Below are 22,587 nucleotides of genomic sequence, written 5' to 3'. Positions count from 1 at the left end.
GTGGGCAAGATAACACCCTGTGGGCCAGGTCACTTATTCGAGGAGGGCCCGCAGCGCCGCCCGCTCGGCGGGTGGGACATATCCGGCGTAATAGTCGTACATGCTCTGGCGCGTCAGCCTGGCGGCCAGCGGGCCGTCCCCGGTGCGGACGGCGGCGATGACCTCCTCGTGGTGGCGGATGCTCTGCCGCATCAGCGCCTCGCCGTCGGGTGCGCCGGCGATCTTCTCCGAGATCAGGTCGAGCACGATCGAGCGGACGACGTCCGTGCAGATCTGGATCAGCTTGTTGCCGCTGGCGCGCGCCACCGCGTCGTGGAAGGCCACGTCGCAGGCGCCGAAGTCGTCGCCGCCCGCCTCGACGGCCGCGCGCATGCGGATCACGGCCGTGTCCATCTCGGCGAGCTGCTCGTCGGTGCGCAGCCGCGCGGCCAGCAGGATGGCCGAGGAGTCGAGGACCATCCTGAACTGCACCAGCTCGGCCAGCGACAGCTCCGCCACCCTGGCCAGCGTGGTCATCGACTTGTGTAATGCGGCGGGGGAGAACGGCAGCACCTCCGCTCCGTGCGGGTCGCCGGGCCGCGAGCGGACCAGGCCGCGGGCCTGCAGCACCCGCAGCGCCTCGCGCACGGTGGAGCGGCTGACGGAGAACTGCACCATGAGCTCGCGCTCGCTGGGCAGGCGCTGCCCAGGGCAGAGCGTGCCGCCCTCGATGGCCTCCTCGATCTGCTCCACGACCCGCTCATAAGCGCGCACGGCACGCACCGGCTCGAAGCGCGGACCACCCATGCAAGCCCCCCTTGACCCGAGCCGCCGCCGACTGGCAATGTGCGTAGCCTACTGGTCCGACCAGTGCACTAGCCAGGAGGCTGTGAGACATGAGGCGAATCGGGATCTGGATCGCCGCCGGCGGTCTCCTGCTGAGCACGGCCGCCTGTGGCGGCGGCTCAGATGGTGGGGCCGGGCCGTCCACCCCCAAGACCCAGTCGCTGTCCGTCGGATTCGTGGCCGAGCCCGCGAACCTCGACTTCACCTCCACCGAGGGCGCCGCCATCCCGCAGGCGCTGCTCGTCAACGTCTACGAGGGGCTGGTCAAGCTCGACCAGGACGGCACGATCGTGCCGCTGCTGGCCGAGAAGTGGGACGTCTCCGAGGACCGCAGGACCTACACCTTCACGCTGCGCAAGAACGCCACCTTCAGCAGCGGCGCGGCGTTCACCGCCGACGACGTGGTGTTCTCGCTGGACCGGGTGAAGTCCGACTGGAAGCTCAAGATCAAGTCGCAGCTCGACGTCGTCGACAAAGTGGAGAAGAAGGACGACTCCACCGCTGTCGTCACGCTCAAGAAGCCGAGCAACGGGTTCCTGTACTCGATGGCCACCAGGCTCGGCGCCATGTTCAGCCGCACGGGGGTCTCCGACCTGGCCAACAAGCCCGTCGGCACCGGCCCTTACGTGCTCGGCTCGTGGCGGCGCGGCGACTCCATCCAGCTCAACGCCAACACCTCCTACTGGGGCGCCAAGCCGGCCCTGTCGGCGATCACGCTGAAGTACTTCAAGGACGCCACGGCGATGAACAACGCGCTGCTGAGCGGCGGCATCGAGGCCATCTCCAGCGTGCAGGCACCCGAGTCGCTGCAGCAGTTCGCCGACCCCAACCGCTTCCAGACCATCGAGGGCACCACGAACGGCGAGGTCGTGCTGTCGATGAACAACAGCCGCCCGCCGTTCGACGACATCAAGGCCAGGCAGGCCGTCCGGCACGCCATCGACCACAAGGCGCTGCTGGAGACCGCCTGGGCAGGGCGCGGGCAGCTCATCGGCTCGATGGCGCCGCCGACCGACCCGTGGTACGAGGACCGCACCGGCGACTACCCCTACGACCCGGCCAAGGCCAAGGCGCTGCTCGGCGGCAGGACGCTGAACGTCAAGATGCGCATCCCCAACCTGCCGTACGCGGTCGCGAGCGCGCAGGTCGTCAAGTCGCAGCTCGCCCAGGTGGGCATCACGGCCGAGATCGAGCCGCTGGAGTTCCCCGCCCGGTGGCTGGACCAGGTGTTCACGAAGGGCGACTACGACCTGTCCATCATCAACCACGTCGAACCCCGAGACATGGGGATTTTTGCCGACAAGTCGTATTACTTCAGGTATGACAATCCCGAGTTCGGCAAACTCCTCGCCTCCGCCGACGAAGGCACAGAACAGCAGCAGATCGACGACCTCAAGAAGGCCGCCAAACTGCTGTCCGACGACGCCGCGGCCGACTGGCTCTTCCTCTTCCCGAACCTGATCGTGGCGAAGAAGGGCGTCACCGGGCTGCCGAAGAACGCCATCGCGGAGTCCTTCGACTTCACCGCGCTCGCCAAACAGTGACCCTTTACCTGATCAAGCGGCTGGCCGTGCTGCTGGCCGGCACCGTGGTGGCCGCCGTGGCGGTGTTCGCGTTCATGGCGCTGCTGCCCGGCGACCCCGCGGAGATCGCGCTGGGCGTCAACGCCACCCCGGAGGCGGTGGCCGAGCTGCGCGCACGGTTCGGCACCGACAGGACGCCCGTCGTGCAGTTCCTCGACTGGTTCGGCGGTCTCGTCCAGGGCGACTTCGGCACCTCCTACGTCACCAGCTCGCCCATCGGCCCGCAGATCGGCGACCGGCTCGGCGTCACCGCCGTCCTGGTGCTCGGCGGCATGGCGGTGGCGCTGGTGATCGCGGTGCCCCTCGGCACGTTCGCCGCCGTCCACCACCGCGACCCGCTCGGCGCCGCCATCAGCGCCGCCAGCCAGGTCGGCATCGCCGTCCCGGCGTTCCTGGCGGGCATCCTGCTCGTGTTCGTCTTCGCGGTGCAGGCCCAGGCGCTGCCGTCCGGCGGCTACGTGCCGATCTCGGAGGACCCGGGGGAGTGGCTGCGCGGCCTGCTGCTGCCGTGGTTGTCGCTCGGGCTCGTCCAGGGCGCGGTGCTCACCCGCTACGTGCGCACCGCCGTACTCGACGTGATGCGCGAGGACTACCTGCGCACCGCCCGCGCCAAGGGCCGGGGCAGCACGGGCGCGCTGTGGCGGCACGGCCTGCGCAACGCCTCCATCCCCGTCGTCACCGTGCTCGGCCTGCAACTGGCCACGCTGCTGGTCGGCGCGGTCGTGGTCGAGCGGGTCTTCGTCATCCCCGGGCTCGGCGACCTGCTGCTGGGCGGCGTCGCCGGGCGCGACCTGCTGCTCGTCCAAGGCGTGGTGATGGTGCTCGTGGCAGCCGTCCTGCTGATCAACTTCGTGGTGGACGTGGCCTACCACCTGCTCGACCCGAGGCTGCGATGAGGGGCCGGGTCAACGCCGGGCTGCTGGCCGGCGGCGCGCTCGTCGGGCTCGTCGTGCTGGCCGCGCTCGTCTCGTTCTTCTGGACGCCGCACGACCCGACCCTCGTGGACGCCGCCCGCAAGCTCCGCGAACCCGGCGACGGCTACCTGCTGGGCGCCGACAAGTTCGGCCGCGACACCTTCAGCCAGCTCATGATCGGCGCCCGCACCACCCTGTACGTGGGCGTCGTGGCCGTCGGCATCGCCGCCGCGCTGGGCGTCCCGCTCGGCGTGATCGCCGGGATGACGCCGCGCGGCTGGTTGTCGGAGCTGATCATGCGGGTCAACGACCTCGTGTTCGCCTTCCCCGCGCTGCTGCTGGCCGTCATGCTCGGCGCGGTCTACGGGGCGGGCACGCTCACCGCCATGATCGCGATCGGGGTGGCCACGGTGCCGGCGTTCGCCCGCGTGGCCCGCGCCGCCACACTCCAGGTCATGGTCACCGACTACATCCTGGCCGCCAGAGCCGCGGGGCGCCGCAGGACGGCCATCGCCATGCGGCACGTGCTGCCCAACATCGGCTCCGTCCTCATCGTGCAGGCGTCGGTGTCGTTCGCGATCGCGATCCTGGCCGAGGCGGCGCTGTCGTTCCTCGGCTTCGGCACCCGCCCGCCGACCCCCTCATGGGGGCGGATGCTGCAGGAGTCGCAGGAGCTGCTGTTCTCCACGCCGCGCCTGGCACTGTGGCCGGGGCTGGCGATCGCGCTGGCGGTGCTCGGCTTCAACCTCCTCGGCGACGGCCTGCGCGACTATCTCGACCCCAAGCTCAGGAGAGCGGGTGAGGAGGCGTGAACACGCTGAGCGTCGAGGGCCTGAGCGTGCGGGCCGACTCCGTCGAGCTGGTGCGCGAGGTGTCGTTCGACATCGCGCCGGGCGAACGCGTCGGGCTGATCGGCGAGTCGGGCTCGGGCAAGTCGCTGACCGCGCTGTCCCTCATGGGCCTGCTCCCCGAGGGCGTGCGCGCCCTCGGACGGGCCAGGCTCGGCGACAGGGACCTGGTCGGCGTGCCGGAGAGCCGGTTGAAGGACCTGCGCGGACGCCGCCTCTCCATGGTCTTCCAGGAGCCGATGACCGCGCTGAACCCCCTCATGCGCATCGGCGCCCAGGTCGCCGAGGCCATGACGCTGCACGGCACGCCCCGCGCCCGGGCCCGTTCGCGGGCGATCGACCTGCTCGAACGCGTCCGCCTGCCCGAACCCGCACAGATCGCCCGCGCCTACCCGCACCAGCTCTCCGGCGGCCAGCGGCAGCGCGTCATGCTCGCCATCGCCCTGGCCAACGAGCCCGAACTGCTCATCTGCGACGAGCCCACCACCGCGCTCGACGTCACCGTGCAGAAGCAGATGCTGGAGCTGATCGCCGAGGTCGCGCCCGCGCTGCTGTTCATCACCCACGACTTGGCCGTGGTCGCCTCGCTCTGCGAGCGGGTCCTGGTCATGTACGGCGGCCGCGTCGTCGAGTCGGGCCCCATCCGCGAGGTCTTCACCCGGCCCCGCCACCGCTACACCGAGGGCCTGCTGGCCGCCTCCAAACTCACCCCGCGCGGCACCCGCCTGCCCACCATCAAGGGCAGCGTGCCGGGCGCGGGACAGTTCCCGGACGGCTGCGTGTTCAGCAACCGCTGCCCGCACACCACCCCGGCGTGCGAGTCGGCGCCGGCGCTGACAGGAGACGGCCATGCCCACGCATGCTGGCACCCCGCCGGCTGACGACCGCGACCCGCTGATCGAGGTCCGCGACCTCACCCGGGTCTACCAGCGGCCCCGCACCTCGCTCGCCAAAGCGGGCGCGGCCGTGCACGCGCTGCGCGGGGTGTCGCTCACCGTCCACCGAGGCGAGCGGTTCGGCATCGTCGGCGAGTCAGGGTCGGGCAAGTCCACGCTGCTGCGCCTGCTGTGCGCGCTCGACCAGCCCACCGGCGGCTCCATCACGTTCGACGGCCAGGAGATCACCGGCAGGCCGGAACGCCGCCTGCGGTTCCTGCGCGAGAACCTCCAGATCGTCTTCCAGGACCCGATGAGCTCGCTCGACCCCCGCATGCGGGTGCGCGACCTCGTCGCCGAGCCGCTCGTCGCCCTCGGGCTGCCGGTCGCCGGGCGGGTGGCCGAACTGCTGGAGGCCGTCGGCCTGCCCGCCTCGGCCGCCGGCCGCTACCCGCACCAGTTCTCCGGCGGGCAACGCCAGCGCATCGCGATCGCCCGCGCGCTCGCGCCCCGGCCGAAGGTCCTCGTCGCCGACGAGCCGGTCAGCGCGTTGGACGTCTCCGTCCGAGGGCAGATACTCAACCTGCTCGCCGACCTGGCCGACGAGCTCGGGTTGACGATCGTGTTCGTCTCGCACGACCTGTCGGTGGTGCGGCACGTGTGCGAGACGGTCGCGGTCATGAACGCGGGCGAGATCGTGGAGAGCGGGCCGGTGGACGAGGTCTGGGCCGCGCCCGCCCACCCCTACACGCGCACGTTGCTGCGGGCCGTGCCGACTCTGGAGGGACTGTTGTGATCGACGTCGATGCCGACGCAGTGGTGGAGTTCACTCAGGCGCTGGTGCGCATCCCGAGCACCAACGACCCGGGCCGCCGCGAGCGGGCCGCCGCCGAACTCGTCGCGGCCAGGATGCGGGAGTGGGGCTGGGAGCCGGTCGTGTACGAGGTGGCGCCCGACCGGCCCAACGTGGTGGCCGTGGTCGAGGGCGGGGGCGGCGCCGGGCCGACGCTGATGTTCGAGGGCCACACGGACGTGGTGACCGAGGGCGACCTGTCCACGTGGACCGTCGACCCGTTCGGCGCGGAGATCCGCGACGGCAGGCTGTGGGGGCGGGGCAGCGCCGACATGAAGTCAGGACTGGCCGCCACCCTGTACGCCACCCGAGCCCTGCAACTCGCGGGCCCGTTCCCCGGGCGGATCAAGGTGTGCGCGCTGGCCGACGAGGAAGGGCTCATGCTCGGCGCCCACCACTTCGTCTCAGAGGGGCTGACGGCGGACGTCGACGGCGCCATCGTGGCCGAACCCGAGGCCGGCGAGATCTGCGCGGTCGCCAAGGGCGCGCTGCGGCTGCGGGTGGACCTCACCGGCAAGATGGCGCACGGGGCGATGCCGCAGCACGGCCGCAACCCGATCCCCGCGCTCGGCACGCTGCTGGTGGCGCTCGCGGCCCTGCAGGAGGAGCTCCAGGCGCGCCACCCCGCCCACGAGCACCTCGGCGAGGTGTACGTGACGCCGACCGTCCTGCAGGCCGGCGCCGAGGCGCAGGTGAACGTCATCCCCGCCGTCGCCTCGCTCTTCGTGGACGTGCGGACGATCCCCGGTGTCGAGCACAAGACCGTCGCCGACCGGGTCGCCGTGCTCGCCTCCGCCGCCGAGGGCATCACCGCCGAGGTGTCGGTGCTGGTGGACCGGCCGCCGGTGGACGTGCCCACGTCCGACCCGGTGGTGGCCGCGCTGGCCGCCGCCCATCGGGCCGTCACCGGGCAGGAACCCGTCTACGGCGGCGTCCCCGGCTCCACCGACGGGACCGTGCTCACGCACTGGGGCGGGATCCCGTCCGTGGTGTACGGGCCGGGCGGGAAGTGGATCGCCCACCAGGCGGACGAGTACGTCGAGGTGGCCGAGATCGTGCGGTGCACCCGGGTGTTCGCCGAAGCCGCCCGCAGGTTCCTGCACAGGGACTTCTGATGCGGACCGGGCCCACGAACTCCCTGGTGGACGTCGCGGGGCTGCGCGTCGGGCACGCGCAGCGCGTCGGCGGCGGCCACCTGACGGGCACCACCGTCGTCCTGCCCCCTCCCGCCGGTGCGGTGGCCGGGGTCGACGTGCGCGGCGCCGCCCCGGGGACCAGGGAGACCGAACTGCTCGACCCGCGCAACCTCGTCGAACGCGTGCACGCCGTGGTCCTGACGGGCGGGAGCGCGTACGGGCTGGGGGCGGCGTGCGGGGTGATGGAGCGGCTCGCGGACGACGGGATCGGGTATCCGGTGGCCGGTGGCGTGGTGCCGATCGTCCCCGCGGACGTCATCTTCGACCTGGGACGCGGAGGCGTCTTCCGCGCCGTCCCGGACGCCACCCTGGGCACCGCCGCCTACGACGCTGCCGGCCCTTCCCCGGCCGCCCTCCCAGAAAAGACCGCAACCCCGGACGGCGGGGAAGCACTCCAGGGGACCGCACCATCGGGCGGGATCGTGACGGTGGATGGTGGTGGGATCGGGGTGCCGGGTGGCAGGGCCTTCACCCAAAGGACGGCGTCTCCGACGGCGAGCGGGTCGATCGGGGCCGGTACCGGGGCGTTGGCCGGAGGGTTGGCCGGAGGGGTGGGGACGGCGAGCACCGTACTGCCCGACGGCACCACCGTTGCCGCCCTTGCCGTGGCCAACCCCGCGGGCTCCGTCCTGGACCCGGCCGACGGCACTCTGGCCGGCGCCAGGTACGGCCTGCCAGGCGAGTTCGGCCACCTCCACACCCCCACGCGCCAGGAGGTCGACGCCTGGAACCCGGTCATGGCCCCGTCGTTCAACACCACCATCGGCGTGGTGGCCACCGACCTCACCCTCACCAAGGCCCAGTGCGGCAAACTGGCCGCCGTCGCCCACGACGGCCTGGCCAGGGCGATCAGGCCGGCCCACACCATGACCGACGGCGACACCATCTTCGGCCTGGCCACGTGCGCGACCCACGCCCCCGGCCACGACGTCTTCCAGGACGTGCTCGCGGCGGCGGCCGACGCGTTCGCCCGCGCCGTGGCCCACGCCGTCCTGACCGCCACCGGCCGCGAGGACGCGCCCGCGTACCTCGACGTGTTCCCGAGCGCTCAAGGGGGAGGCTCATGACCAACGACTGGCCGTCCGGGTTGCCCATCGGCGACGGATGGGTGGAGACCGCGCGGACCACCGAGGTGATCTTCCCTTACGACGGTTCGCCGGTCGCCCGGGCCCCGCTGGGCAACCAAGCCCATGCGGCACGAGCGCTGGAGGAGGCCCTGACCGCCGCGCCCGCCATGGCCGCCACGCCCTCGCACGCCCGGCGCGCCGCCCTCACCCACGCGCATGACGCCCTGCGCGCCAACCGTGAGGAGTTCGAGCGCCTGCTCGTCATGGAGACCGGCAAACCCCTGGTCGACTGCCAGGTCGAGGTGGCCAGAACGCTGCTCACCCTGACCACGGCCGCCGAGGAGGTGGCCAGGCTGCACGGGGAGACCGTGCCGCTGGACCTGCTGCCCTCCGGCGAGGGGCTGATCGGGTTCTGGACGCGGCGGCCCATCGGCGTCGTCGTCGGCATCACGGGCTTCAACTACCCGCTCCTGCTCGCCGCCCACAAGATCGCCCCTGCCGTGGCCGCCGGCTGTCCCGTGATCGTCAAACCGGCCCCCGCGACGCCGCTGGCCACGCTCTGGCTGGCGCACCTCCTGCGGTCGGCGAACGTGCTCCCACCGGCCGCCGTACAGGTCGTCACCGGAGACGTCGAGGTCGGTCGCACGCTGGTCGAGGACAGGCGCATCGGCGCGGTCTCCTTCACCGGCTCGGCCGCCGCCGGCCACGCCATCGCCAGGGGCGCCGCCCCCACCAAGGTCCTGCTCGAACTCGGCTCCAACGCCGCCCTCGTCGTCGCGGCCGACGCCGACCTCGAGGCCGCCGCCGACGCCGTCGTACGCGGCGGCTACTACGCCTCCGGCCAGGCGTGCATCTCGGTCCAGCGGGTGTTGGTCGAGGAGCCCGTACGCGAGGAGTTCCTGTCCCTGCTGGCCGCCCGCGTCAAGAACGTCTCCGTCGGCGACCCCCGCCTGCCCGGCACCCGCGTCGCCCCGCTCATCGACGAGGCCGCCACCGAACGCGTCCTGGACTGGATCGCCGCCTCCGGCGCCCGGACGATCACCGGCGGCCACCGCGAAGGCCGCGCCATCGCCCCGACCGTCCTCGACGGCGTCCCCGACGGGGCGACGGCCTGGGACGAGGAGATCTTCGGGCCGGTGGTGTGCGTACGCCCGGTGCCCGACCTCGACGCCGCCTTCGCCGCCGTCAACACCTCCAGGTACGGCCTGCACGCGGCCGTCTTCACCCGGTCGCTGGCGACGGCGTTCGCGGCGATCGAGCGGATCGAGGCCGGGGGAGTGGTGGTCAATGACGTGCCGGGGTTCAGGGCGGACAACATGCCGTACGGCGGGGTCAAGGACTCGGGCATCGGCCGCGAAGGGCCCCGCTTCGCCATCGAAGAACTGACCGTCACCCGGATGGCCGTCATCCGGCCGTAGCCGATCGTGCGGGTGGCTAGTTGGGTGGGTCGAAGCGGCCGTCGACGGCGGTCCAGCCGCCGTCCACGTACAGCACCGAGCCTGTCACGAAGCTGGCCGCGTCGCCCGCCAGATAGACCACCGCCCCGGCCATCTCCTCGGCCGATGCCCACCGGCCGAGGGCGCTCTTGGCGGCGTAGGCGTCGTACCAGCCGGGGTTGTCCTTGATCTGCCTGGTCAGCGGCGTCTCCACGACGCCGGGCGCGATCGCGTTCACCCGGACCCCGTGCGGGCCGAACTCCGCCGCAGCCGTCCGCAGCAACTGCACGAGCCCGGCCTTCGTCGCGGAATAGACGCCCTGCCCCGGCTCGGTCACGGAGGCCCGGATCGAGGCGAACCCGATGATCGAGCCGCGGCCCCGCGCCACCATCCCCGCACCGAACGCCCGCACCACGTCGAACGAGGCGCGCAGGTTCAGCCCCACGACCCGGTCGAATTCCTCGCCGGAGTAGTCGAGCAGCCGCTTGCGGACGTTCGTGGCCGCGGTGAACACCAGAACGTCGGCGGGCTCGGCGTCGGCGAACGCGCGCACGGCCGCGGCGTCGAGCACGTCGAGCAGCCGGGCGTCCCCGCCGCACCCGGCGGCCGTCTCCCGCGCCGAGGCCAGGTCGCGATCGGCGCACACCACGGACGCCCCGTGGGCGGCCAGCGCCAGCGCCGCCTCCCTGCCGATGCCGCTTCCCGCCCCGATCACCACGGCCCGCCGCCCGTCCAGGCGGAACAGCGCGTCATATCCCATACGAGGCACCCTAGCGACTGGTCCGACCAGTGCACCAGGTCTACCGGCCCTGGACGGATTCCCAGTCGGCGCGGAGCAGTTCGTACTCGACCTCGCCCTCCTCGGCCCCCTCGATCGGATCGTCCCACTCCGGGTGGAAGGTCCGTACGAAGCGCAGCCCGGACTTCTCCATCACCCGCCGCGACCCTCGATTGACGGTCATCGTCTGCGCGAACACCCGCCGCGCCCCCAGCTCCAGGAACGCCTTGTCGATCAGCGCCCGCGAGCCCTCGGACGCGTACCCCTTGCCCCAGGCCGCCTTGTGCAGCCGGTAACCCAGCTCGGGTTCGTCGGCGGGCGCGTCCTTGGGCGCCCGCAGGTGGAACCAACCGAGGAACGTCCCGGACGACTTCTCGATGGTCGCGAAGAAGTCCGAGGCGATGAGCCTGGGCAGCGTCTCCTCGACGATCGTCGTACGCGGCGTCGGCTTGCCGCCGTTGAGGTAACGCATGACCTCCGGGTCGTTGTTGAGCTCGAAGAGGTGGTCGGCGTCGGACTCGGTGAAACGGCGCAGGATGAGCCGGTCGGTTTCCAGGTAAATGTGCACCGGCACACGTTAACCGAGCGGAGGAACGCGGGCTCATGACCCGTCGGGTGACCTGCCCGTCGGCGAGGCCCGCCCGGCATCCATCGGACGGTGGATCCGGCGCACGGCCGCGACCAGCTCTCGCATCGACCCGACCTCGTGCGGCGATCCTGGCGCGGGGTGGGCGTCGGTGTCGTCGCTGCGGAAGAGCACCGTGCGCATCCCCAGAGCGCGGGCAGGAGCCAGGTTGACCGGCCGGTCGTCCACGAACACGACCTGCCAGGCGGGCACGTTCAGCGCGTCGAGGACCGCCTCGTACGCGGCCGGATCGGGCTTGCGAACCCGCAGGCCGGAGCTGATGAACCAGCGCCGGATGCGCCGCTCAAGCCCGAATCTGCGGCGGACGAGCGCCGACCATGCCGCCGTGTCGTTGCTCAGGCAGGCCGCCTCCAGTCCCGCCCCGGCCAGCTCGTCGAGCGCCTCCAGGGTGCCCTCGGTGAGACGGTGCTCTTGGCAGTAGTGCTCGTCGCGGGCCGTCAGGCCGACCGCCGCCCAGAACCCGTCCGTGGTCAGCCGCCCCAGCGTGGCGGCGCGGTAGGCCTTCCGGATGTCCTGTTCGGGCGCGTGGCATCCCTGGGCTCGCAGGTACGGGATCAGTACCCGTCCCTGAACGTCGCCGTACCGGTACAGAACGCCCATCGCATCGAAGACGACCACCTTCACCTCATGCCGCCCTTCCGGCGCAGGCCGTCCCTCGGCCAGGTTGAGAAGTTCTGTAAGGTGCCTTACGATTTCTAGATGATCAACGACCGCCGTGAGTACGACGACCTGGTGGCACGCTACGGCGCCCCCGTCGGCGTCGAGGACGCGCGCGCCCGCTGGGGCTCCCTGATCCGTTCCGCAGGTTTCGGCTCCATCACCCTGATCACCCGTGAACGCTGGGAATGGGCTGCCCTGGTGCCCTTGTCGCAGGTGTCCGGCGTGCTGAGCGGCCTGCCCGTGCTGTCGGTGTCGTCGGCCCGCGGCAAGCTGGGCGAGCTCGTCCGGCAGGCCGCCCAGCCGTACGACGACATGCCCATCCTGCTGAGCCGCCACCGCAACCCGGTCGCCGCCCTGGTGGGGGCCGGCCGCCTGATCGAGCGCTCTGCCACCTCCAACCGGGTCGACGCCGACGCGTTGCTGGTCGAGGGCCACACCATCACGCTGGCCCTGGACGCGCAGCAGTCGCAGGTCACCGCGATCGTGCGCGACCGCGACGGCAACGTGACCGCCGCCGGTTCCGGCGACGGCGCCGCCGGGGCCCTGCGCTCGCTCGTTTTCGGTTAGTCGGAGGCGAGGGTCGGCTCGACCACCGCGTCCGGTCCGGGGAAGACGAGCTGCTCGTGCCCGTCGCCGAAGCGGACGACGTAGGGAGGGCTGCCGTCGCGCCCGCGGACCTCGATGATCTCGGCCTTCCTGTCACGCTGGCCGACGACGTTGCCGTGGAAGAGCAGCGTGTCACCGACGCTTGCCTGCATGGCGGTTCCTCTCAACCGGGGTCCGGCGCCTTTGAGGTTCCTCCTCACCTTGCACCAGACGGGCCGCCGCGCAAAGGCGACTGGCCGAGTTCCCCGATGACACCCGAGTGGCCGCAGCCCTGTTCGCGGGCGCGCAGGGCTTCGACGAACCAGTGCACGGCCGGGGCCGTCGGGCGCGGGGGCGGCCAGCCGTTGATCACCGCGAGCGACTCCAGGTAGCGGTCCCACCGAGGGTCGTCCGCCCCCTCCAGCGCGGCCCGCAGTCCGGCGGCCTCCGTCAGGCCCCGGTCGCGTGCGTAGGCCGCCGTCACCGCCGCCACGACCTCATCGGCTCGCGGCGAGGCCGGATCGACGCCCGCCGCCACGGCCGGGCCCGCCTCGTCGCGGACGAGCGCGACGGGATCGCGGCGCGGGAGTGTTCTTCGCCGCGCGTCGGCCGCGAGCCGTTCCGCCATGCCGCGCACGCGGGCGCGAAAGCCGGGGTCCTGGGCCAGCTCGGCCAGCTCCACCCACGCCTCGACCTGCTCGGGTTCTGGGTCGTCTGGCAGTTCGGGGGTCAGCGAGCCGGCCACGCCGCCGAGGTCGGCGTCCAGGCCGTCGAAGGTGGCGGAGAGGAAGTCGCCGATCAGCCGTCGGCGTTCGTCCTCGGAGAGCCTGGCCAGCTTGTGCATCAGATCCATCTCCTCAGATGTGGACCCGCGCCTGGCCACCGCCGTCAGCACCGCGCGCCTCAGCCGCAGCGTGCGGATCCGCACCGCCAGCGCCTCGGCGTGCGCGGCGGCGACCTCGGCGAGCGAGAGCTCCCGGTCCACGACCTTGCGGATCGTGGGCAGGTCCACGCCCAGCTCGCGCAGCGTCCGTACGAGGTCGAGGCGGGCGACGGCGTCGAGGTCGTAGCGGCGGTAGCCGGCCGGGCTGCGGTCGGCGGGCGGCACGATCCCCTCATCGGAGTAGAACCGGATGGCCTTGACCGTCAGCCCGGTCCGCCGGGCCAGGTCGCCGATCGAGTAGAGCGGGTCGCCGTTCATGGCCTCACTCTCGTGTCTCCTCCAACGGGAGACTCAAGGCGACCAGTTCGACCTCGAACCCGTCGGCGTCCTCCAGGTAGGCGGCGTAGTGCCGCTCCCCGCCCGCGTACGGATGCCGCTCGGGGAACATCAGCCGCCACCCGTGCGCGGGCGCCCGCTCGGCCAGGGAGTCGACCAGGGCGCGATCGGCCACGTGGAAGGCCAGGTGGTTCAGGCCGGGACGGCACCGGTCGTGCCGGTCGTCGGTGAGCGCGGGCGAACGCTCCATCACGATGTACGTCGCCCCCAGCTTCCAGCTCCGGCCGTCGCTCCAGTCCTGGTGGAGGACGTAGCCGAGCTCCTTGAGCAGCCACTCCCAGCCGGCGACGGCCCGCCCCAGATCGGGCACCCAGATCTCGATGTGGTGCAGCGTTCCGGTGACGTCCATGCCCGTTGACCCTATAGGCGCCCCATTGACGGAGGAAGCCGCGTGGCCCCTTCTTCGATCCGGTCATGATCTTCGGGGATCCGTGGCTGCTGGTCGACGTCGCCATGCTGGTGGTCTCACCCCATATGCCCCTATACCACCCCTGAACTTGGAGTTCCACGTCAGGTGATGGTTTGACTACATGTGAGGAAATATGGTCGTCTCGTGACTTATGTTTCTGATGGGATGACTTAGACCGGTCCGGGGGAGAACGCTACATGCCGCACGCCCTCCTGCGCGTGCTCGCTTCGATGTCCATCGCAAGCACCGTCATGGTGGCCACGCCGGCCGCCGTCCAGGCGCAGGTCCCGACCCAGGCCCCAGCTCAGGCCAGGGTCCAGTCCGCGGTCAAGATCCGGCCCGTGCCCGCCGTACAGGAGCCGCCCGCAGCCGCGGTCACCGTTCCGACGCAGGCGTCGCTTGCCACCAGGCCCGCCGGAGAGCAGAAGGTGGGGCCGGGCACGCCCGAGGTGACCACGCCTGCCGGGCCGAGACTCGTCGACGAGCTCACCGCCGAGGCAGCCGCCGTACAGAAGGAGCAGGGTCTCGGCACGCAGGTGCCCGCCGTCCGCGACGTGCTGCCCGACACCGCCCAGGCGCAGACGCTGACGCCGCTCAAGCCGCTGGCGTCGGTCATCAAGGCGTTCGACGGGCTCGGGAAGGTGGTGCCGGGGCTGACGTACCGGCTCTGCGTCGAAAGCGCCGACGTGCCGGTCTCGTGCACGATCCAGCGCCCGGTCGGCACGCCCGTGGCGGCCGACGTCACCGGCGACAACAAGCCCGACCTGGCCGCCGACCTGCTGCCGGCCATGAACGCGTCGGGAGGCTCCGTCGGGCTCGGGTTCGCGGTCAGGAGGTTGTCGCAGGAGGGGCTCAAGGCCAGGGTCTGGGCCGAGTACGACGGTAAGGTGTCGGTCGGTTTCGACGGCCTGCGCCGAGGGTCCTCACTGGCGGCCTACGAATCGGGCACGTTCACCGTGGACATGGCGGGCAAGCGGGTCAAGGCCAGCGTCAAGCGCAAGGAGCCGGGGGAGTCGGCGTCCGTCATCGCGGGGCTGACCGGGAAGAGCGCCGTCAGCCTGCGTCAGACGCCGGCCACCGAGCAGCTCACCGTGAACGCCGCCCTCGACCCGCCCTCCTTCGACGTCGAGGCGTCCGGATCGGCCAAGCTGGAGGCCCTGGCGGTGACCGGCCGCCAGTTCACCCACGCCGTGCTCGACCGCATGCCCAGCCGCGCCGGCATCAGGGTGGCGGGCGGCGACATCCGCTTCTCCAGCCCGTCCCCGATCGAGCGCGGCCAGGTGCACCACTTCACCTACCGCGACGGGCGGCTGGCCCGGATGGTCGGCGTCGAGATGCGGAAGGTGCCGCAGACCTTCGCCGTCAAATACGGCGGCAACGCCGCCAAACAGACGTTGTCGATGGACGCGGACCGCTCGCGCGCCGGCTCGGCCGAAGTGCACTACTTCGACAGGGCCGCGGACAAGACCGTGGTCAAGGCCGAGCTGAGCGACCTGCCCGCCAAGGTGCGCCTGGTCAACGACCTGACCGAGAACCGCGTCACGCACAAGACCAGCTCGCCCATCGGCAGGTTCGCGGTGGTGCTGCAGCGCAACGAGGGCGCCGTCTCCAGCCCGCGCGGCGGTCACGTCACCATGATCAAGGATGGGGCCGCGGTCGGTGTGTCGGGGCTGCTGTCGGGGCTGCGCGGGTTCGACGTCACCTACGGCGGCTCGCCGCGCGCCCACCTGGAGGTCGACTCCAGCGGACGGTCGTTCGTCGGCGCGGCCAGCATCGACCGCACCCACCTGGCCAAGCTGGAGATCTCCAACACGCCCTCCAGCGTGGACGTCGCCCTCGACCCCACCGGCAGGAAGGCCGCCTACCAGGCCAGCGGCCTCATCGACAAGGTGCGCGCCGCCTACGTCAACCTGAAGTCGGGGCCGACGATCGACGGCACCGTGCTCGGCGTGCGCGACGACGTCAAGGCATCGTGGGAGCTGGGGGAACGCGCGACCGTCAAGGTCAGCAGCTCTTCCAAGCTCGGCCGCGTCAACGTCTACGCCAACAAGGCCAACGTGACCTCGCCGTCGGGAGAGGACCTTCAGGCGAGCGTCGAAGGCGTACGCAAACGGGTCGAACTGGTCGCCGACACCAAGGCCAGAACCCTCACCTGGGACTCCGCGGGGCCGGTCGACAAGGTGACCGCCCTGGCCAGAACCAAGATAGGCGGACGCTACGTCCGGGCCGCCGCCGACGTGAGCGACGTGCCCGCCCGCTTCGACGCCTCATGGAACCCCGCCTCCTACCGCTTCCGCGGCCTGTCGGGGCCGGTCGGCTCTGCCGCGCTGGCGTTCACCAACCACGACGACGCCAAGGCGCCCACGGGGCCGCACCTGGCGGCGCACTACGACCAGGCCTCCGGCGACCTGGACGGCAGCGTGCTGGTCAAGGGGCTCGCGCACGTCGAGTTCAGCCCGGCGGCCCAGGGGTTCAACGCCGACTTCCGCTCGGCCAAGCAGCGCCTGGCCGTGGACGCCGACGTCACCCAGGCCGACACGCGGTTCGGGCTCGTCGGCACGCTCGGCCCGGTGCCGGGCCGCCTGGCGGTCTCGACCGCCGACGGCAAGCTCACCTACTCCGGCTCGCACCTGGACGTGCGTGCCCGCGCCTGGCTCGGCAAGGTCGGGGCGCTGTCGCGCATGCGGGCCGCCCCGGCCGTCGCCGGCGGCATCTCCCTGGTGGACGGCGGCTGCGCGGCCGGCTCCGCGGGCTGCGCCCAGGGCCCCTTCTGCACGCCGCAGCGCGGCTGCTTCGGCCTCCAGGGGTACCTGGACGTGACGGGGCTGCCCGACCAGGTGACGGTGGACCTCGCGGCCAAGACGTTCGCGTTCTCCGGGTTCCAGCCCCGCAGCCGGAACCTGGGCGTCTACCTGGCCAGCAGCGTCCTGTCACCCGTGCCCATCAAGGCCGCGGCCACCCTGAGCGGGCTCCCCTCGAAGATCACCAGCATGTCGCTGGGGCCGTTCGAGGTGGCCCAGGGCAACGCGGTCAAGGCCGGTTACCGCATCGAGCCGGCGGCCACGCTGGGCTCGCTCGACGTGCGGGCCGAGACCACCGGGCTGCGCGGGCACGTGGCGATCGACCCGGTGCCCGCCTCCGTGGCCGTCCAGGGGACGTACGGCGCCAAGACCCGCATCAGGGTGCAGAACTCCGCCCCCGTCAAGCGCCTGGCGGCCAAGGTCACCATGGCCGGGAAGGGCACCGGCGAACTGCGCTTCTCCGACGTGCCCGCCACCTTCGGAGTGGACGCCGACGCCTCGGCGGCCGGGCTGAGCGTGCCGGCCGTGACCTACAAGTCGGACCGCAGCACCCTCGACGGCTATCTCGGCGTCGAGAGCGGGCTGGTGGATCCGCAGGGACGCCTCGGGGACGTGTCGTTCGCCGTCAAGGACCTGGCCGCCGACACCACGATCAGGCTCAACCCGGACCAGACGCTCGACCTGGTCTCCAAACCGGTGCCGACCGGGCAGATCGCGCTGCGCGCGGGCCTGAAGGTGGATGCGGTCCCGCGTCAGCGGGTCGCGGTGAGCCAGGAGGTGCCGTACACGACCGGGTTCCTCACCTACCACGTCGGCGGGGAGTTCGGGCTGGCGCAGAGTTCGGTCAAGGCCGTGGGGCTGTCGGTACGGCAACTGTCGTGGCTGCGCGTCAGACCAGGTAAGGTCCCCTTCGGACTGAAGGCGCCGCCGGCCCTCGGCTACGTCGCCCCCGGCTTCGAGGGCAACTACGGGCGCCTGGACATCACCGCCAAGGGCGTGGACCTGCGGCCGGAGGTGGCCATCGACCTCAAGCTGAGCAGGGAGATCGGCGACGACGTCTTCAACGACTCCGTACGCCTCGGGCCGACCTCGACGCTGGCGATGCGCCGCTACGACCAGCGGATGCGCAGGATCGGGGCCAAGCAGGAGGTCAAGGCGGCCGGGATCAGCCTGGCGTGCGTGACGGTCGACGCCAAGCCCGGGTTCGCGGCCGCCGGGGGGAAGAACGCGATCACGTTGCGCGGGGCCGACGGGCCGCAGATGGTGTCGTTGCTGGATCCCGGCGGGCAGGTGCCCGACTATGCGGTGGACCTGCTGACGCACTTCATGAGCCCGTTCCCCGGGGCGCAGTGGAAGGTCGCGGGGACCAAGGCCGGGGGCTGCTCGGCCACCGGGGCTCCGTCGAGCCCAGAACGCTGATCCCGCTGGTTTCGCGGGCCGGTGGCGCGTCCACCGGCCCGCGAAACGCTGAGGACCCGCACGGCCGCGTCTCCCCGGGCGGCCGTGCGCCTCCGCGTGTCCCTTATGAGACTGGGATAGCGTTTACCGTTTGGATGAGGTGAAATGTCAAAGTCGTTCTACGCTTTGGAGACACCTCGTGCCACTGTTCGACCTGCCGCTTGAGAAGCTGCGCTCCTACCTTCCCGACCGCGACGAGCCCGCCGACTTCGACGACTTCTGGTCGGCGACCCTGGCCGAGGCCAGGGAGTTCGACCTGGCCGCCGAGTACGTCCCCTACGACGTCCCCTTCGTCAGCGTGAAGGTGCACGACGTCTCGTTCGCCGGCTGGGGCGGGCACCGCATCAACGGCTGGTTCCTGGTCCCGCAGGGCATCGAGGGGCCGCTGCCGTGCGTGGTCCACTACATCGGCTACAGCGGCGGCCGGGGCTTCCCCAAGGACCACCTGATGTGGCCGGCGGCCGGGTACGCGGTGTTCGTGATGGAGACGCGCGGCCACGGCGGCGCGAACGCCGGCAGCCCCGGCACCACCGGCGACCCGCACGGCAGCGCCGGCCCGCAGGCCCCCGGCATGATGACGCGCGGCCTCCTCGACCCAGGCGACTACTACTACCGGCGCGTGTTCACCGACGCCGTCAGGGCCGTGGACGCCGTGTGCGAGCACCCGGACGTGGACCCCGCCCGCATCGTCGTCTCAGGAGGCAGTCAGGGCGGCGGCATCGCCCAGGCCACGGCCGCGCTGCATCCGGCGGTCAAGGCGGCCCTCATCGACGTGCCGTTCCTGACCCACTTCCGGCGGGCGGTGGAGATCACCGGGCGCGACCCGTACCAGGAGCTGGTGCGCTTCCTGTCCACCCGCAGGAACACCTCCGAGCAGGTGTTCCGCACGCTGTCATACTTCGACGGCCTGAACTTCGCCGCCCGTGGCCAGGTGCCCGCGCTGTACTCCGTGGGGCTGATGGACGACGTGTGCCCGCCGTCCACGGTGTTCGCCGCCTACAACCACTGGCAGGGCCCCAAGGAGATCACCGTCTGGCCGTGGAACAACCATGAGGGCGGCGGCGGCTTCCAGTCGGAGGAGCAGTTGCGCTACCTCCACAAGCTCCTTTCCGACGGATAGGCGGGTGCCCGCCGCGCCGGTGCGGCGCGGCGGGGCCCCGTCGTCAAGCGGTCTGTTCTGTGACCACGAACGACACGCTTCCCTTGTCATCGGCCCCGGCGTCCAAGGCCTTGTCGTCCAGCACGGTTGCCGCCACAGGGTCGAGGTACACCCGAGCCCCCTCGGTCTCCACCACGGCGTCAGCCGGCTCCGGAGCGGTGGCCAGCGAAAGGGTGAGCGAACTCGAGCCCTCGCCCTGAGACGAGATGCGAATCCCGCTCTGGGCAGGCTCGGGCGCGGACGCGGTCAGATCACGAATCGCCTGGGCTGCGTTGGCTGTCAGGGTGAGCACTACGGCTCCTCCTCACGGTCGACGTACACGAGTTGGCTGCCCTTCCCCCAACATCGCGTCCTAACCCTTCTTGACCATTTCTTTACTGAGATGGCGTGAGTCTGGTGAGAATGGAGCCCATGGACTTCGCGACGCGCAGGGAAGCGATGGTGGCGCTGCTGCGGGAGCGCCAGGACATCAGCGAGCCGGTGGCGGCGGCGATGCGCGCCGTGCCGCGCCACCTGTTCGTGCCCGGCGTCGCCCCCGAGGACGCCTACCGCGACGAGCCCATCGTCACCAAACGCGACGCGGAGGGACGGCCGATCAGCTCCTCCTCGCAGCCCGCCATCATGGCCCTCATGCTCGACCAGCTCGGCGTGGAGCCGGGACAGCGGGTGCTGGAGATCGGCGCGGGCACCGGCTACAACGCGGCGCTGCTGGGACACCTGACGGGTCCGGGCGGGCGGGTGGTGAGCGTGGACATCGACGCCGACATCGTCGCCCAGGCCAGGCAGAACCTGTCGGCCGCGGGGGCGGACCACGTGGAGGTCGTGTGCGCCGACGGGGCCCAGGGCCATGAGGAACTGGCCCCCTACGACCGGCTGATCGCCACGGTGGGCGTCTGGGACCTGGCCCCGGCCTGGATGGAGCAGCTCGGGGATCAGGGACGGCTGGTGGTGCCCCTGGACCTGCGCGGCGTGCAGGCGTCCGTGGCGCTGGAGCGCGAGGGCGGCCATTGGGTCAGCCGATCGGTGGTGCCGTGCGGGTTCATGCGCATGCGCGGGCCCTTCTCCGGGACCGAGGTGATCACGGTCCTGCGCCCAGAACTGATGCTGGTGCTGCCCGAGCCGCGCGAGTTCGGCGACGTGCTCGCCGCCCTCGGTACCGACCCCGCCCAGATCGCCACGGAGGTGGAGGGGCCGTCCTCCGGGGCCGAGATCGGCATGGGCACCGCGCTCTGGCTGGCGCTGCACGAGCCCCGCTGGTGCGCGCTCATCGGCGTGCTCGGCCCCGGCACGGGCTACGGCGGGACCTCGGGGATCGTCGAGGGCGACAGCATCGCGCTGCTGGCCTCGGACGGCCCGCTGGTCGTACGCGGTCACGGGCCCGACGGGGCGCGCCTGGCGGGCGAACTGGCGGCGCACGTCCGGGACTGGGACGCGGCCGGCCGCCCGAAGACGGAGTCCCTGCGCATCGAGGCGTACGAGGGCCCGGCGCCGGCCGGGCGCACCGTCATCGAGAAACGGCACGTGAATCTGGCGCTGGACTTCGGAGCAAATTGAAATAACGCTCCTTACGGAAACCCCATAATTTCCACGCCCGCCCGGCCGCTTCCTCCCGCCTTTTGGGACTCCAGCTTCCCTGCCTTTCTGGGGCTCCAGCCTTTCCGGACTTCCGCTTTTCCGGAGGTCCGCCTACGCCACGACCCACTCGCCGTCGCGCATGAGATCGCGGCCCGCCAGCTCGTTCGCCTCCCGCCACGCCTGCACGCGCACCGGCGTGAGGCGGAAGTAGTGGTAAGGGCCGGACGACTTGCGCGGGTCGAACCCCGTCTTCTCGGCGAACGCCTCGCCGGTCTCGGCCGGGATCTCGGTCGCGGGCGTGGCCTCGGCCGTCCCCTCGATGAGGACGACGTCGCGCACCAGCCCGATCCCCACACGCACCCGCCGGGTGGCCAGCAGGTTGCGGGCGGTCGGGGAGGCGCTCGCCGTGGCCATCAGCAGCGTCGCGCCGTCCCACAGGAACGACAGCGGCACCAGGTACGGCTCCCCGCCCCCTTCGTCCGCCGTGGCCACCCAGGCGTCCACGTCGTTCCGCAGCCGGTCCAGGGTGTCCTGCTTGCGCTGTTCGGGGGTACGGGGGTCGGGCACGGTCATTTTCGCAGGTCCTCCGGGGGTTCGGGTTCTCCGGCCATTATCGATGACGGGCTCGCTCGGAGTGCCATGCACACTCGTCTGACTCTGTCGCCGGTGTTTCAAACGCCGTGAAACCGAAGTAGAGGAAAAACTGCCCAGCCCGTGTGCAGCCTTGTGGCGATATGGGGTATTTGTCCTGTTTGAAACCAGGACGAACACACAGGGGGATCGTCGTGGCTATGCAAACAGAGATCCGTCACCTGCTCGAGTGTCACGTGGTCGGATCCGACGGACAGCCGATCGGCAAAGTGGGCCAGGTCTACCTCAACGACCGCACAGGCGAGCCGGAGTGGGTGACCGTACGCACGGGGTTCTTCGGCATGCGTCAGACCTTCGTGCCCCTGGCCAACGCCCGCCGCTCGGGCGAGGAGATCCGGGTTCCCTACGACAGGGAGATGATCAAGGGGGCGCCGAACATCGACGTGAACAGCCGCCTGTCCCTGAAGGAGGAGGCCGACCTTTACCGCTACTACGGCATGCGCCCGACGGACGTCCCGCCGCAGCGCGCCGGCGAGCCGCGTACGAGAGCGCCCATCGCGGAGCCGGCCGCGAAGCCCGGCGCGAGGCAGGCCGCGGGGGAGCGGGCCGGTGACGACCGGGACATCGAGATGACCAGGTCGGAAGAGCGGCTGCGCATCGGCAAGGAGAGCAGGGAGACGGGCCACGTCCGCCTGCGCAAGCGCGTCGAGACCCAAAGCGTCCAGGAGCGGGTGCCGCTCTCCCATGAGGAGGTCGTGATCGAGCGCGAGCCGATCCACGACGGCGAGGTGAGCGCCACCTACGAGCTCACCGAGGAGGACCGGCAGATGACGCTCTACGAGGAGCGCCCGGTCGTCAGCAAGGAGACCAGGCCGGTCGAGCGCATCCACGTGCACAAGGAGCGCGTCCAGCACGAGGAGACCGTGGAGGGCGAGGTCCGGAAGGAGCGCCTGGAGATCGACACGGACGGGACCGCCCGCGGGGGCGGGCCGCGCCGCCCCGGCGAGCGGTGAGCGGCCGCTGCGGAGGAGACGGCTCGCGGGGGCGTG

Annotated in this window: 22 protein-coding genes; 13 read left to right on the top strand and 9 right to left on the bottom strand. The window is 71.5% G+C overall.

Translation table 11 applies throughout. From position 1 onward, the window contains the following. Positions 1-33: 33 nt before the first annotated feature. Complete coding sequence (locus tag ACFOY2_RS08700; RefSeq protein ID WP_379527417.1) at positions 34-786, bottom strand: FadR/GntR family transcriptional regulator; 753 nt, start codon at positions 784-786, stop codon at positions 34-36. Between the two features lie 89 nt (positions 787-875). Here ACFOY2_RS08700 and ACFOY2_RS08695 point away from each other — a divergent pair, with 89 nt between their 5' ends. From ACFOY2_RS08695 to ACFOY2_RS08660, 8 genes are read left to right on the top strand one after another with little or no spacing between them, the layout of a single operon-like run. Continuing rightward, positions 876-2,369, top strand: coding sequence for an ABC transporter substrate-binding protein (locus ACFOY2_RS08695; protein ID WP_379527416.1), 1,494 nt, complete (start codon positions 876-878; stop codon positions 2,367-2,369). Beyond that, positions 2,366-3,304: an ABC transporter permease gene (locus ACFOY2_RS08690; RefSeq protein WP_379527415.1), complete on the top strand. Its 939-nt coding sequence runs from the start codon at positions 2,366-2,368 to the stop codon at positions 3,302-3,304. Before ACFOY2_RS08695 ends, ACFOY2_RS08690 begins: the two co-directional genes overlap by 4 nt. Next, complete coding sequence (locus ACFOY2_RS08685) at positions 3,301-4,134, top strand: ABC transporter permease (RefSeq protein WP_379527414.1); 834 nt, start codon at positions 3,301-3,303, stop codon at positions 4,132-4,134. Before ACFOY2_RS08690 ends, ACFOY2_RS08685 begins: the two co-directional genes overlap by 4 nt. Next, positions 4,131-5,051, top strand: coding sequence for an ABC transporter ATP-binding protein (locus ACFOY2_RS08680; RefSeq protein WP_379527413.1), 921 nt, complete (start codon positions 4,131-4,133; stop codon positions 5,049-5,051). Before ACFOY2_RS08685 ends, ACFOY2_RS08680 begins: the two co-directional genes overlap by 4 nt. Beyond that, positions 5,020-5,841, top strand: coding sequence for an ATP-binding cassette domain-containing protein (locus ACFOY2_RS08675; protein WP_379527412.1), 822 nt, complete (start codon positions 5,020-5,022; stop codon positions 5,839-5,841). Before ACFOY2_RS08680 ends, ACFOY2_RS08675 begins: the two co-directional genes overlap by 32 nt. After that, positions 5,838-7,013: a M20 family metallopeptidase gene (locus ACFOY2_RS08670; RefSeq protein WP_379527411.1), complete on the top strand. Its 1,176-nt coding sequence runs from the start codon at positions 5,838-5,840 to the stop codon at positions 7,011-7,013. Before ACFOY2_RS08675 ends, ACFOY2_RS08670 begins: the two co-directional genes overlap by 4 nt. Next, a complete protein-coding gene (locus ACFOY2_RS08665; protein WP_379527410.1) occupies positions 7,013-8,161 on the top strand; it encodes a P1 family peptidase in 1,149 nt (382 codons plus the stop codon). The genes ACFOY2_RS08670 and ACFOY2_RS08665 overlap by 1 nt, the downstream gene beginning before the upstream one ends. Beyond that, positions 8,158-9,579: an aldehyde dehydrogenase family protein gene (locus ACFOY2_RS08660; protein WP_379527409.1), complete on the top strand. Its 1,422-nt coding sequence runs from the start codon at positions 8,158-8,160 to the stop codon at positions 9,577-9,579. Before ACFOY2_RS08665 ends, ACFOY2_RS08660 begins: the two co-directional genes overlap by 4 nt. A gap of 16 nt (positions 9,580-9,595) precedes the next feature. Here the strand turns inward: ACFOY2_RS08660 and ACFOY2_RS08655 are convergent, their stop codons facing one another. From ACFOY2_RS08655 to ACFOY2_RS08645, 3 genes are read right to left on the bottom strand one after another with little or no spacing between them, the layout of a single operon-like run. Then, complete coding sequence (locus tag ACFOY2_RS08655) at positions 9,596-10,357, bottom strand: SDR family NAD(P)-dependent oxidoreductase (RefSeq protein WP_379527408.1); 762 nt, start codon at positions 10,355-10,357, stop codon at positions 9,596-9,598. Between the two features lie 40 nt (positions 10,358-10,397). Continuing rightward, positions 10,398-10,943, bottom strand: a complete 546-nt coding sequence (locus tag ACFOY2_RS08650; RefSeq protein WP_379527407.1) for a GNAT family N-acetyltransferase — start codon at positions 10,941-10,943, stop codon at positions 10,398-10,400. Between the two features lie 33 nt (positions 10,944-10,976). Then, positions 10,977-11,645: an HAD family hydrolase gene (locus ACFOY2_RS08645; RefSeq protein WP_379527406.1), complete on the bottom strand. Its 669-nt coding sequence runs from the start codon at positions 11,643-11,645 to the stop codon at positions 10,977-10,979. Between the two features lie 75 nt (positions 11,646-11,720). Between ACFOY2_RS08645 and ACFOY2_RS08640 the strand changes: the two genes are divergently transcribed. Next, positions 11,721-12,248 (top strand): hypothetical protein, encoded by a 528-nt coding sequence (locus ACFOY2_RS08640; protein WP_379527405.1) that lies wholly within the window; start codon positions 11,721-11,723, stop codon positions 12,246-12,248. Here the strand turns inward: ACFOY2_RS08640 and ACFOY2_RS08635 are convergent. Genes ACFOY2_RS08635 through ACFOY2_RS08625 form a run of 3 tightly spaced genes read right to left on the bottom strand, consistent with a single transcriptional unit; the run spans position 12,245 to position 13,894 of the window. Next, positions 12,245-12,439, bottom strand: a complete 195-nt coding sequence (locus ACFOY2_RS08635; protein ID WP_379527404.1) for a DUF1918 domain-containing protein — start codon at positions 12,437-12,439, stop codon at positions 12,245-12,247. The two genes, ACFOY2_RS08640 and ACFOY2_RS08635, sit on opposite strands and share 4 nt — an antisense overlap. 44 nt (positions 12,440-12,483) lie before the next feature. Next, positions 12,484-13,467 (bottom strand): MerR family transcriptional regulator, encoded by a 984-nt coding sequence (locus ACFOY2_RS08630; RefSeq protein ID WP_379527403.1) that lies wholly within the window; start codon positions 13,465-13,467, stop codon positions 12,484-12,486. 4 nt (positions 13,468-13,471) lie between these two features. Then, the gene (locus ACFOY2_RS08625) at positions 13,472-13,894 is read right to left on the bottom strand and encodes a VOC family protein (protein ID WP_379527402.1); all 423 of its coding nucleotides are present in this window, start codon (positions 13,892-13,894) and stop codon (positions 13,472-13,474) included. A gap of 257 nt (positions 13,895-14,151) precedes the next feature. On the opposite strand from ACFOY2_RS08625, the gene ACFOY2_RS08620 reads away from it, so the two are divergent. Together ACFOY2_RS08620 and ACFOY2_RS08615 are read left to right on the top strand one after the other, a co-directional pair. After that, positions 14,152-18,174: a hypothetical protein gene (locus ACFOY2_RS08620; protein ID WP_379527401.1), complete on the top strand. Its 4,023-nt coding sequence runs from the start codon at positions 14,152-14,154 to the stop codon at positions 18,172-18,174. Positions 18,175-18,352: 178 nt separating this feature from the next. Further along, complete coding sequence (locus tag ACFOY2_RS08615; protein WP_379527400.1) at positions 18,353-19,333, top strand: acetylxylan esterase; 981 nt, start codon at positions 18,353-18,355, stop codon at positions 19,331-19,333. 43 nt (positions 19,334-19,376) lie between these two features. Here ACFOY2_RS08615 and ACFOY2_RS08610 read toward each other — a convergent pair whose 3' ends face one another. After that, entirely contained in the window at positions 19,377-19,664 is a 288-nt protein-coding gene (locus tag ACFOY2_RS08610; RefSeq protein WP_379527399.1) for a HesB/IscA family protein, read from the bottom strand. 119 nt (positions 19,665-19,783) lie between these two features. Here ACFOY2_RS08610 and fxlM point away from each other — a divergent pair, with 119 nt between their 5' ends. Next, positions 19,784-20,926, top strand: a complete 1,143-nt coding sequence (gene fxlM / locus ACFOY2_RS08605; protein WP_379527398.1) for a methyltransferase, FxLD system — start codon at positions 19,784-19,786, stop codon at positions 20,924-20,926. A gap of 132 nt (positions 20,927-21,058) precedes the next feature. On the opposite strand, the gene ACFOY2_RS08600 is transcribed toward fxlM, so the two are convergent. Then, the gene (locus ACFOY2_RS08600; protein WP_379527397.1) at positions 21,059-21,520 is read right to left on the bottom strand and encodes a pyridoxamine 5'-phosphate oxidase family protein; all 462 of its coding nucleotides are present in this window, start codon (positions 21,518-21,520) and stop codon (positions 21,059-21,061) included. A 218-nt stretch (positions 21,521-21,738) separates the two neighbouring features. Here ACFOY2_RS08600 and ACFOY2_RS08595 point away from each other — a divergent pair, with 218 nt between their 5' ends. Next, entirely contained in the window at positions 21,739-22,551 is an 813-nt protein-coding gene (locus ACFOY2_RS08595) for a DUF2382 domain-containing protein (protein ID WP_379527396.1), read from the top strand. Positions 22,552-22,587 lie beyond the last annotated feature (36 nt).

Source organism: Nonomuraea purpurea (assembly GCF_042650645.1).
In the GTDB taxonomy this organism is placed as follows: domain Bacteria; phylum Actinomycetota; class Actinomycetes; order Streptosporangiales; family Streptosporangiaceae; genus Nonomuraea; species Nonomuraea purpurea.
The sequence above is the reverse complement of the archived record's forward strand: the minus strand, read 5'-3'. Positions and strand labels throughout refer to the sequence as shown.

Bases quoted from the DNA above. Each gene is read 5' to 3' on its own strand.
- ACFOY2_RS08625 (WP_379527402.1), bottom strand. From the start codon at position 13,894: ATGGACGTCACCGGAACGCTGCACCACATCGAGATCTGGGTGCCCGAT.
- ACFOY2_RS08620 (WP_379527401.1), top strand. From the start codon at position 14,152: ATGCCGCACGCCCTCCTGCGCGTGCTCGCTTCGATGTCCATCGCAAGC.
- ACFOY2_RS08700 (WP_379527417.1), bottom strand. From the start codon at position 786: ATGGGTGGTCCGCGCTTCGAGCCGGTGCGTGCCGTGCGCGCTTATGAG.
- ACFOY2_RS08660 (WP_379527409.1), top strand. From the start codon at position 8,158: ATGACCAACGACTGGCCGTCCGGGTTGCCCATCGGCGACGGATGGGTG.
- ACFOY2_RS08640 (WP_379527405.1), top strand. From the start codon at position 11,721: ATGATCAACGACCGCCGTGAGTACGACGACCTGGTGGCACGCTACGGC.
- ACFOY2_RS08675 (WP_379527412.1), top strand. From the start codon at position 5,020: ATGCCCACGCATGCTGGCACCCCGCCGGCTGACGACCGCGACCCGCTG.
- ACFOY2_RS08685 (WP_379527414.1), top strand. From the start codon at position 3,301: ATGAGGGGCCGGGTCAACGCCGGGCTGCTGGCCGGCGGCGCGCTCGTC.
- ACFOY2_RS08595 (WP_379527396.1), top strand. From the start codon at position 21,739: ATGCAAACAGAGATCCGTCACCTGCTCGAGTGTCACGTGGTCGGATCC.
- ACFOY2_RS08655 (WP_379527408.1), bottom strand. From the start codon at position 10,357: ATGGGATATGACGCGCTGTTCCGCCTGGACGGGCGGCGGGCCGTGGTG.
- ACFOY2_RS08600 (WP_379527397.1), bottom strand. From the start codon at position 21,520: ATGACCGTGCCCGACCCCCGTACCCCCGAACAGCGCAAGCAGGACACC.
- fxlM (WP_379527398.1), top strand. From the start codon at position 19,784: ATGGACTTCGCGACGCGCAGGGAAGCGATGGTGGCGCTGCTGCGGGAG.
- ACFOY2_RS08695 (WP_379527416.1), top strand. From the start codon at position 876: ATGAGGCGAATCGGGATCTGGATCGCCGCCGGCGGTCTCCTGCTGAGC.
- ACFOY2_RS08665 (WP_379527410.1), top strand. From the start codon at position 7,013: ATGCGGACCGGGCCCACGAACTCCCTGGTGGACGTCGCGGGGCTGCGC.
- ACFOY2_RS08635 (WP_379527404.1), bottom strand. From the start codon at position 12,439: ATGCAGGCAAGCGTCGGTGACACGCTGCTCTTCCACGGCAACGTCGTC.
- ACFOY2_RS08630 (WP_379527403.1), bottom strand. From the start codon at position 13,467: ATGAACGGCGACCCGCTCTACTCGATCGGCGACCTGGCCCGGCGGACC.